We start from the raw sequence: 9,948 nt of genomic DNA on the forward strand, positions 1-9,948 counted from the left end.
CTCTGCAGGAACATGCAGAGTTGTGTATGCTCATGCACATGAGCAGGACGAGGGTCGCGGTCGCCGGAGCCAGCGGGTACGCCGGCGGTGAGGTGCTGCGCCTGCTGCTCGGCCATCCCGAGGTCGAGATCGGCGCGCTGACCGGCGCGAGCAACGCCGGTGAACGGCTCGGTGTCCTGCAGCCCCATCTCCTGCCGCTCGCCGACCGGGTGCTCGAGCCGACCACCGTCGACGTGCTCGCCGGGCACGATGTCGTGTTCCTCGGCCTCCCGCACGGCCAGTCCGGCGCGTTGGCCGAGGAGCTGTCGCAGCGGGACGCCGACGTCGTCGTCATCGACTGCGGAGCGGACTTCCGGCTCGAGGACGCCGCCGCGTGGGAGCAGTTCTACGGCAGCGCGCACGCGGGCACCTGGCCCTACGGTCTCCCCGAGCTGCCCGGCAACCGGGACGCCCTGCGCGGGGCCCGCCGGGTCGCCGTCCCCGGCTGCTACCCGACGGTGTCCTCGCTGGCGCTGGCGCCGGCCGTGGCAGCCGGCCTGGTGCAGCCCGACGTCGTCATCGTCGCGGCCTCCGGCACGAGCGGTGCCGGCAAGGCGGTCAAGCCGCACCTGCTCGGCAGCGAGGTCATGGGCAACACCAGCGCCTACGGCGTCGGCGGGGTCCACCGGCACACGCCGGAGATCACCCAGAACCTCGGCCGACTCCACGCCGACGGGCCGGAAGCGCTGAAGGTCAGCTTCACGCCGCTGCTGGTCCCGATGCCCCGCGGCATCCTCGCGACCTGCTCGGCCCCGCTGGCTGGCGACCTCACGGCCGGAGAGGCGCACGCGGTCTACACGGAGGCCTACGCGGACGAGCCCTTCGTGCACGTGCTCCCGGCCGGCGTCTGGCCGCAGACCAAGGCGGTGCTCGGCTCCAACGCGGTGCACCTCCAGGTGACCGTCGACGAGGCCGCCGGACGGCTCGTCGCCGTCGGCGCCGTCGACAACCTCGCCAAGGGCACGGCCGGTGCGGCGGTGCAGTGCATGAACCTCGCCCTCGGACTTCCCGAGTCCACGGGCCTCAGCACGGTAGGAATGGCACCGTGACCACCTCACCCGCCTCACCAGCATCCTCCGGTCCCTACCAGCTGTCCCGCTACCCGGAGACCCTCGCGGTCGTCCGGCTCGCGGCCGGCGCGGAGATCCCGGAGTGGGCCGAGTCCTCGTCGGTCTTCTCGATCACCGCCACCGCGACCGAGACGTCGCTCGTCTGCGCGGGTCGGAGCGTGCCCAGGAAGGCGCGCCACCACAAGCCGCTGACCGCGTTCTGCGTCGACGGTCAGCTCGACCTCGGGCTGACCGGCGTGCTGGTCGCGCTCCTCACGCCGCTCGCCGAGGAGGAGATCAGCGTCTTCACGCTCTCGACCTTCGACACCGACTGGATCCTGGTGCCGACCGCAGCTGCGGATCGGGCCGAGGAGGCGTGGCGACGATCGGGGCACACCGTCGCCCCCGCCGTCCCCGTCTGACCACCCCGTCACTCCTCGAAGGATCCCTCCATGAGCGTCACCCATCCCGCCGGCTTCCGGGCCGCCGGCGCAGCCGTCGGGCTCAAGTCCAGCGGTGCCAAGGACTTCGCCCTCGTCGTCAATGACGGCCCCGACTTCGACTCCGCCACGGTCTTCACGAGCAACCGCTGCAAGGCCAATCCGGTGCTGTGGAGCGAGCAGGTGGTCAAGGACGGCGTCGTGCGCGCGGTCGTCCTCAACTCCGGCGGCGCCAACTGCTACACGGGCCCGGAGGGCTTCCTCACGACCCACCGCGTCGCCGAGGAGGTCGGCGCAGCGCTCGGCGTCGGTGCCGGGGACGTCGTCGTCTGCTCGACCGGGCTGATCGGTCTGGTCAACGACCGGCAGCTGCTCGTCGACGGCGTGCGTGTGCTGCACTCCCGGCTCGCCGCCGACGGAGGCAATGACGCCGCTGAGGCGATCATGACCACCGACACCGTCAGCAAGCAGGTCGTCGTTCAGGGGCCCGGGGGCGCCTGGTCCATCGGCGGCATGGCCAAGGGTGCCGGCATGCTGGCACCCGCGCTCGCCACGATGCTCGTCGTCATCACGACCGATGCCGTCGTCCCGGCCGGGCAGCTCGACGCGTCGCTGCGGGCGGCCACGCGCGTCAGCTTCGACCGGCTGGACTCGGACGGCTGCCAGTCCACCAACGACACGGTGACCCTCATGGCGAGCGGCGCCTCCGGCGTCACCCCGACGCCCGAGGAGTTCACTGCTGCTCTCGCTGAGTTGTGCACCGACCTTGCCCAGCAGTTGCTGGCCGATGCGGAGGGCGCGGATCACGAGATCGCGATCACCACGCTGAACGCCGCGTCGGAGGACGAGGCGGTGGAGGTGGGTCGCAGCGTCGCGCGCAGCAACCTGTTCAAGGCCGCCGTCTTCGGCAAGGACCCCAACTGGGGCCGGGTGTTGGCGTCGGTGGGCACGACGACCGCCGCCTTCGATCCGGCCGACCTCGACGTCGCGATGAACGGTGTCTGGGTCTGTCGCCACAGCACGCCGGCCGAGGATCCCGCCCTCGTGGACCTCGGACCACGGAAGGTCACGGTGACGATCGACCTCAAGGCCGGTGACGCGGAAGCGACCGTCTGGACCAACGACCTGACCCACGCCTACGTCCACGAGAACAGTGCCTACAGCTCATGACTGACGAGACGACCAGCGAGACGACCAGCCAGCCCGGCAAGCCGGATCCCTACAAGGCCGCCACGCTCGCGGGAGCCCTCCCGTGGCTCAAGGCCTACCACGGCAAGATCGTCGTGGTGAAATACGGCGGCAACGCCATGACCGACGAGACGCTGAAGCGCGCCTTCGCCGAGGACATCGCCTTCCTGCGCTTCGCCGGCTTCCGGCCGGTCGTGGTCCACGGCGGCGGACCGCAGATCTCGCAGATGCTGGACCGGCTCGGCATCGAGTCGGAGTTCCGCGGGGGGCTGCGGGTCACGACCCCCCAGGCCATGGACGTGGTCCGGATGGTCCTCGTCGGACAGGTCCAGCGCGATCTGGTCGGCCTGATCAACGAGCACGGGCCGCTGGCCGTCGGCCTGTCCGGCGAGGACGCCGGTCTGTTCACCGCCGAGGCGACCGGCACCGTCGTTGACGGGCAGGAGGTCGATCTCGGGCTGGTCGGTGAGGTCGCCCAGGTGCGGCCCGAGGCGGTCCTCGACCTGATCGAGGCCGGTCGCATCCCCGTGGTCTCGAGCGTCGCCCCCGACGTGGACGGCACCGTGCACAACGTCAACGCCGACTCCGCCGCGGCTGCCCTGGCCTCCGCGCTCGGCGCCGAGAAGCTGCTGGTGCTCACCGATGTCGAGGGTCTCTACCTGGACTGGCCGGACCCGGAGGAGGTCATCGGCGAGATCAGCCCCGAGGCGCTCGAGGAGATCCTGCCGACGCTCGCGAGCGGCATGATCCCCAAGATGAAGGCCTGCCTGCAGGCCGTCCGTGGCGGCGTCGGGCGCGCGACCGTCGTCGACGGCCGCCAGCCGCACGCCGTGCTGCTCGAGCTCTTCACCGACGAGGGCGTCGGCACCCAGGTACTGCCCGGCGTGACGACCAAGACGCGCAAGGCGCGGGAGATCCAGTCATGAGTGCGATGTCGTCGACCCAGTGGACCGAGCGCTACGCCGATGCGCTGATGAACACCTTCGGACCGCCGAAGCTCATCCTCGCCCGCGGCGAGGGCGCCCGGGTGTGGGACGTCGACGGCCGGGAGTACGTCGACCTGCTCGGCGGTATCGCCGTCAATGCCCTCGGCCACGCGCACCCGCGGTTGGTCGAGGCGGTGACCACCCAGCTGCAGACCCTCGGCCACATCTCGAACTTCTTCGCCAGCGAGCCGCAGATCGCCCTCGCCGAGCGCCTGGCGGGGCTACTGGGCACCGAGGCCCGGGTCTTCTTCACCAACTCCGGTGCCGAGGCGAACGAGGCCGCGTTCAAGCTGACCCGGCGGACGGGGCGCACGAGGATCGTGGCGACGAAGGGCTCCTTCCACGGCCGCACCATGGGTGCGCTCGCGCTCACCTCCAAGCAGGCCTACCGCGAGCCCTTCGAGCCGCTGCCGGGTGACGTCGTCTTCGTCGACTATGGCGACATCGCCGCCCTCGAGGCGGCGGTCGACGACACGACGGCAGCGGTCATCGTCGAGCCGATCCAGGGCGAGGCCGGCGTGATCGTGCCGCCCCGTGACTACCTCCCGGCGGCGCAGCGGATCGCCCACGCGCGCGGCGCGCTGCTGTGGCTCGACGAGATCCAGACCGGGATCGGCCGCACCGGCGCCTGGTTCGCGCACCAGCACCCCGACCTGGTGTCGGAACCGGTCGTTCCCGACATCATCACCTTGGCGAAGGGCCTCGCCGGCGGCATCCCGATCGGTGCCTGCCTCGCCACCCACGGCTCGGGCAAGCTGCTCGACCCCGGCAACCACGGCACCACCTTCGGTGGCAACCCGGTCGCGGCCGCGGCGGCGCTGACGGTGCTCGACGTCGTCGGCGAGGACGGATTCCTGGCTCGGGTCAGCGAGGTGGGGGAGCGGCCCAGGGAGGTCGGTGCTGCCGACCCGCGGGTCGTCGAGACCCGTGGCGCCGGGCTCCTCGTCGGACTGACCCTCGCCGAGCCGCGGTCGGCGGAGGTCGTCGCGGCGGCCCAGGACGCCGGCTTCATCGTCAACGGTGCTACGCCCGAGCGGATCCGGATGGCGCCGCCGCTGGTGCTGACCGACGCTGACGTCGACGCCTTCGGTGCTGCCTGGCCGGGCATCCTCGACGCGGCGGGACTCGGCCGCACGGGAGGTGTGGCATGACCCGATCGTTCCTCCGCGACGACGACCTGACGCCCGCCGAGCAGGCCGAGGTCCTCGCCCTCGCCACCGAGCTCAAGGACGAGCCCTACGACCACAAGCCGCTCGCGGGTCCGCGCACGGTCGCGATGGTCTTCGACAAGCCCACGCTGCGCACCCAGGCGTCGTTCGCGGCCGGCATCGCCGAGCTCGGCGGCCACCCGATGCTCGTCGACGGAGCGCTCGCTGGCATCGGCAAGCGTGAGTCGGTGGCCGATGTCGCACGGGTGCTCGGCCGGCAGGCCTCCCAGATCGTGTGGCGCACCTACGCGCAGTCGAACCTCGAGGAGATGGCGGCCTTCTCCGGCGTCCCGGTGATCAATGCGCTGACCGACGAGTTCCACCCGTGCCAGCTGTTGGCCGACCTCCTGACGATCCAGGAGCACAAGGGCACGCTGGCCGGGATCACGGTCGCCTTCCTCGGCGATGCTGCCTGCAACATGGGCAACTCGTGGGCGCTCGCCGGCGTGACCGCCGGGATGCACGTCCGATTCGGGTGCCCGGAGGGCTACGCCCCCGACGCGGACGTGCTGGAGCGGGCCGGCGCCCTGGGGGCGGTCGGCACGGGCAGCACGGGTGGCACCGTGCATGTCTTCGACGACCCCGTCGCAGCCGTCGGCGGCGTGGACGTGGTCGTCACCGACACGTGGGTGTCGATGGGCAAGGAGGACGAGGCGGCCGCCCGCCGGGACGTCTTCGGCACCTACGCCGTCACCGCCGACCTCCTCGCCGAGGCCAGGGACGACGCGATCGTGATGCACTGCCTGCCGGCCTACCGTGGCTCGGAGATCGCCGCCGAGGTGATCGACGGTCCGCACAGCGTGGTGTGGGACGAGGCCGAGAACCGTCGCCACGCCCAGAAGGCGGTCATGAGCTGGCTCCAGGCTCAGTCGTCGAGTCGGGCATGAGGCGGACATGAGCGAGCACGCCCTGACCCCGGTCACGAAGAACGCCCGCCAGGCGCTCATCGTCGAGCTGCTGGAGACCCGGGAGGTGCGCTCGCAGCCCGAGCTCGCCGACCTGCTCGGCGGCCGGGGCGTGCACGTCACCCAGGCCACGCTGAGCCGCGACCTCGTCGAGCTCGACGCGGTCAAGGTCCGCGCGACCAACGGCACCCTCGTCTACGCCGTCCCGGCCGAGGGCGGTGACCGCAGGCCCGTCGCGGGCGGCGACAGCCCCGCCGCCCAGCACCGGCTGGCCCGGCTGTGCTCCGAGCTGCTCGTCAGCGCGGAGGCGAGCGCCAACCTCGTCGTGCTGCGCACCCCGCCGGGAGCCGCGCAGTTCCTGGCCAGCGCCATCGACAAGGTCGAGATCCCCGACGTCCTCGGCTGCATCGCCGGCGACGACACCGTGCTCGTCATCGGGCGCGATCCTGCCGGGGGAGACGCCCTGGCCCATCGATTCACCTCCCTTGCCGAAAGGAACGAGTAATTGAGCAAGGTCCTGACCTCCCTTCCCGTGGGAGAGCGCGTCGGTATCGCCTTCTCGGGCGGCCTCGACACCTCCGTCGCCGTCGCGTGGATGCGTGACAAGGGCGCGGTGCCCTGCACCTACACGGCCGACATCGGCCAGCCCGACGAGCCGGACATCGCCGGCGTCGCGCTCCGCGCCAAGGAGTACGGCGCCGAGATCGCCCGCGCGGTCGACATCAAGCCGCAGCTGGTCGAGGAGGGCCTCGCAGCGCTCGCGTGCGGTGCCTTCCACATCCGCTCGGGCGCGAAGGCCTACTTCAACACCACGCCGTTGGGCCGTGCCGTCACCGGCACCATGCTCGTGCGCGCGATGCAGGCTGACGACGTCAACATCTGGGGCGATGGCTCGACCTACAAGGGCAACGACATCGAGCGGTTCTACCGCTACGGCCTGATGGCCAACCCCGAGCTGCGCATCTACAAGCCGTGGCTCGACGAGCAGTTCGTCCACGAGCTCGGCGGCCGCCACGAGATGAGCGAGTGGCTCCTCGAGCACGGCCTGCCCTACCGCGACGCGACGGAGAAGGCCTACTCCACGGATGCCAACATCTGGGGTGCCACCCACGAGGCCAAGGTGCTCGAGCACCTCGACGTCTCGCTCGAGATCGTCGAGCCGATCATGGGCGTGAAGTTCTGGGACCCGTCCGTCGCGATCGAGACCGAGGACGTCGCGATCACCTTCGAGGCCGGCCGCCCCGTCGCCATCAACGGCAAGCGCTTCGACGACCCGGTGGCCCTCGTCGTGGAGGCCAACATCATCGGCGGTCGCCACGGTCTCGGCATGTCGGACCAGATCGAGAACCGGATCATCGAGGCCAAGTCCCGCGGCATCTACGAGGCGCCCGGCATGGCGCTGCTCTTCGCCGCCTACGAGCGTCTGCTCAACGCGATCCACAACGAGGACACCCTCGCCAACTACCACCTGGAGGGTCGCAAGCTCGGCCGCCTGCTCTACGAGGGCCGTTGGCTCGATCCGCAGGCGCTGATGCTGCGCGAGTCCATCCAGCGCTGGATCGCCTCGCTCGTCACCGGCACGGTCACGCTGCGGCTCCGGCGAGGCGACGACTACACGATCGTCAAGACGGAGGGGTCGAACTTCTCCTACCACCCGGAGAAGCTGTCGATGGAGCGCGTCGAGAACGCCGCCTTCGGCCCCACCGACCGGATCGGTCAGCTCACGATGCGCAACCTCGACATCGCCGACAGTCGCGCCAAGCTCGAGCTCTACGCCGGCCAGCCGCTCGACCAGGGCACCGTGCTGGTCGAGCACGGCACGCTCTTCGGGGAGCTGCCCGCCGGTGGCTTCGACCAGATCACGGCCAACCCGGACGCGGGGGAGCCCGGTGAGGCGATCCTCGAGGACGTCGCGATGGAGTCGGGGACCGACTGACCATGCAGCACGAGCCCACCCGCCGCACGGTGGCCCGGGTGCTTCCCGTGGACGTGGAGCAGCAGCGGGTGCTGCTGCTCCTCGGCTGTGACCCGGCGGTACCCGAGGTCCGCTACTGGTTCACCGTGGGCGGCGCGGTCGACGCGGGGGAGTCACTCGCTGAAGCCGGGGTGCGGGAGCTGCGGGAGGAGACCGGCCTGGTGGTCGACGCCGCTGCGCTCGGCTCGCCCTTCGGCACCTTCGAGGTGGGCTTCAGCTGGGACGGGCGCGACTACGTCAACGACTCCACGCTGTTCGCCGTCGGCGTCGATGCCGCGGTCGCGGACATCAGCTTCGACGGGCTCGACCTGCTGGAGTCACAGTCGATCTTCGAGGCGCGCTGGTGGACACCGGAGGATCTCGAGGGAGACGGCCGTGCCGTCGACCCGCGGCTGATCGATCAGATGCGGGCGGCGATCGCGCACGTCCGGGAAGGACAGGAATGAGCAGCAAGGACGTCAGCACGACCAACGAGGGCAAGCTGTGGGGAGGCCGCTTCGAGGGCGGACCCTCACCGGAGCTCGAGGCGCTGTCGCGGTCGACCCACTTCGACTGGCGTCTGGCGCTCTACGACCTCGCAGGCTCGCACGCCCACGCGAAGGCGCTGGGTGCCGCCGGCCTCCTGACGGCCGACGAGGAGAACGAGCTCCACCGCGGCCTCACGGCGCTGGGGGAGCGCTTCGCCCGGGGCACGCTGCGCCCGGGCGAGTCCGACGAGGACGTCCACGGTGCACTGGAGCGACTCCTCATCGAGGAGGTCGGGGCCGATGTCGGAGGCAAGCTCCGCGCCGGGAGGTCCCGCAACGACCAGATCGCGACGCTCTTCCGGTGCTACCTGCTCGATCACGGCGCCCGGATCAGCGAGCTTGTCCTCGACCTCGTCGGGGCCCTCGCCGACCAGGCCGAGCGTCACCTGGGTGACGAGCCCGCGATCATGCCGGGTCGAACGCACCTCCAGCACGCCCAGCCGGTGCTGCTGTCCCACCACCTGATGGCCCATGCCTGGCCGCTCCTGCGTGACGTCGAGCGTCTTGCCGACTGGCGACGGCGGGTGGAGGCCGACTCGCCCTACGGCTCCGGCGCCCTCGCGGGGCAGAGCCTCGGTCTGGACCCGGTCCTGGTCGCGACCGAGCTCGGCTTCACCGGCTCGACGGCCAACTCGATCGACGGCACGGCGGCCCGCGACTTCGTGGCGGAGTTCGCCTACGTGACGGCCCAGATCGGCGTCGACGTCAGTCGGATCGCCGAGGAGGTCATCCTCTGGGCGACGAAGGAGTTCGACTTCGTCACGCTCCACGACTCCTGGTCGACGGGGTCGAGCATCATGCCGCAGAAGAAGAACCCCGACATCTCCGAGCTGGCGCGCGGCAAGGCGGGGCGCCTCGTCGGCAACCTGACGGGTTTGCTGACCACGCTCAAGGCGTTGCCGCTGGCCTACAACCGTGACCTGCAGGAGGACAAGGAGCCGGTCTTCGACTCCGTCGACACCCTGGAGGTGCTGCTGCCTGCCTTCACGGGACAGATCGCGACGTTGGTCTTCAACGTCGAGCGGATGGCCGAGCTGGCGCCGCAGGGGTTCTCGTTGGCCACGGACATCGCCGAGTGGCTGGTGCGTCAGGGCGTGCCGTTCCGGATCGCCCACGAGCTCGCCGGCGGCTGCGTCCGTGCAGCCGAGGGCCGGGGGGTGGAGCTCGCCGACCTGACCGACGAGGAGTTCGCGGCGATCTCGCCGCACCTGAACCCCGACGTCCGGCTGGTCCTGAGTGCCGAGGGTTCCGTCGGATCGCGCGACGGACGTGGGGGTACGGCGCCGGTGCGCGTCCGCGAGCAGCTCGCTGACCTGCGCAAACGCGTCGACGACGCGCGGTCCTGACCGAGGGGGCCACCCCGATTTGCAACGGGTGGGACATGTGCTGTTAATGTTCCACTCGTTGCGGGGAACGCAGCGAGAACCTCGGAGGCCAAGGGCCTCGAAACGAGGGTTTCACTGTGTCCGCGGCCTGGCTCGGATCCGCTCCGCAGCCCGGGGGTCACGCCCTGAGTTGACGAGCAGAATGCGAACCAGTAACGTTTCACAGGTTGCCCCGCGACCGAAGCCGAGAGGCCGAGGCGCGAGCGCGTCTGATGTTTGAGAACTCAACAGTGTGTCATGCATATG

At 70.7% G+C, this 9,948-nt stretch carries 10 protein-coding genes; all 10 read left to right on the forward strand.

Translation table 11 applies throughout. The annotated features are described in order from the left end of the window. Positions 1 to 32 precede the first annotated feature (32 nt). Genes argC through argH form a run of 10 tightly spaced genes read left to right on the forward strand, consistent with a single transcriptional unit; the run spans position 33 to position 9,663 of the window. Positions 33 to 1,088 carry an N-acetyl-gamma-glutamyl-phosphate reductase gene (argC, locus tag E9934_RS03695; RefSeq protein ID WP_136561427.1) on the forward strand — a complete coding sequence of 352 codons (1,056 nt, stop codon included), beginning with the start codon at positions 33 to 35 and terminating at the stop codon, positions 1,086 to 1,088. Continuing rightward, on the forward strand, positions 1,085 to 1,510 hold the full coding sequence (locus E9934_RS03700; RefSeq protein WP_158294916.1) for an ACT domain-containing protein: 426 nt from the start codon (positions 1,085 to 1,087) through the stop codon (positions 1,508 to 1,510). Before argC ends, E9934_RS03700 begins: the two co-directional genes overlap by 4 nt. A 30-nt stretch (positions 1,511 to 1,540) precedes the next feature. Then, positions 1,541 to 2,698 (forward strand): bifunctional glutamate N-acetyltransferase/amino-acid acetyltransferase ArgJ, encoded by a 1,158-nt coding sequence (gene argJ / locus E9934_RS03705; RefSeq protein ID WP_136561429.1) that lies wholly within the window; start codon positions 1,541 to 1,543, stop codon positions 2,696 to 2,698. Further along, the gene (argB, locus tag E9934_RS03710; RefSeq protein ID WP_136561430.1) at positions 2,695 to 3,642 is read left to right on the forward strand and encodes an acetylglutamate kinase; all 948 of its coding nucleotides are present in this window, start codon (positions 2,695 to 2,697) and stop codon (positions 3,640 to 3,642) included. The genes argJ and argB overlap by 4 nt, the downstream gene beginning before the upstream one ends. Then, a complete protein-coding gene (locus E9934_RS03715; protein WP_238694736.1) occupies positions 3,639 to 4,853 on the forward strand; it encodes an acetylornithine transaminase in 1,215 nt (404 codons plus the stop codon). Before argB ends, E9934_RS03715 begins: the two co-directional genes overlap by 4 nt. After that, on the forward strand, positions 4,850 to 5,797 hold the full coding sequence (argF, locus tag E9934_RS03720; protein WP_136561431.1) for an ornithine carbamoyltransferase: 948 nt from the start codon (positions 4,850 to 4,852) through the stop codon (positions 5,795 to 5,797). Before E9934_RS03715 ends, argF begins: the two co-directional genes overlap by 4 nt. A 7-nt stretch (positions 5,798 to 5,804) precedes the next feature. Continuing rightward, a complete protein-coding gene (locus E9934_RS03725; protein ID WP_136561432.1) occupies positions 5,805 to 6,320 on the forward strand; it encodes an arginine repressor in 516 nt (171 codons plus the stop codon). Next, positions 6,321 to 7,751, forward strand: coding sequence for an argininosuccinate synthase (gene argG / locus E9934_RS03730; RefSeq protein WP_136561433.1), 1,431 nt, complete (start codon positions 6,321 to 6,323; stop codon positions 7,749 to 7,751). Between the two features lie 2 nt (positions 7,752 to 7,753). Then, the gene (locus tag E9934_RS03735) at positions 7,754 to 8,236 is read left to right on the forward strand and encodes an NUDIX hydrolase (RefSeq protein ID WP_136561434.1); all 483 of its coding nucleotides are present in this window, start codon (positions 7,754 to 7,756) and stop codon (positions 8,234 to 8,236) included. After that, positions 8,233 to 9,663 carry an argininosuccinate lyase gene (gene argH, locus E9934_RS03740; RefSeq protein WP_136561435.1) on the forward strand — a complete coding sequence of 477 codons (1,431 nt, stop codon included), beginning with the start codon at positions 8,233 to 8,235 and terminating at the stop codon, positions 9,661 to 9,663. The genes E9934_RS03735 and argH overlap by 4 nt, the downstream gene beginning before the upstream one ends. Positions 9,664 to 9,948: the final 285 nt, after the last annotated feature.

This window comes from Nocardioides caeni, from assembly GCF_004912195.1.
In the GTDB taxonomy this organism is placed as follows: Bacteria; Actinomycetota; Actinomycetes; order Propionibacteriales; family Nocardioidaceae; genus Nocardioides; species Nocardioides caeni.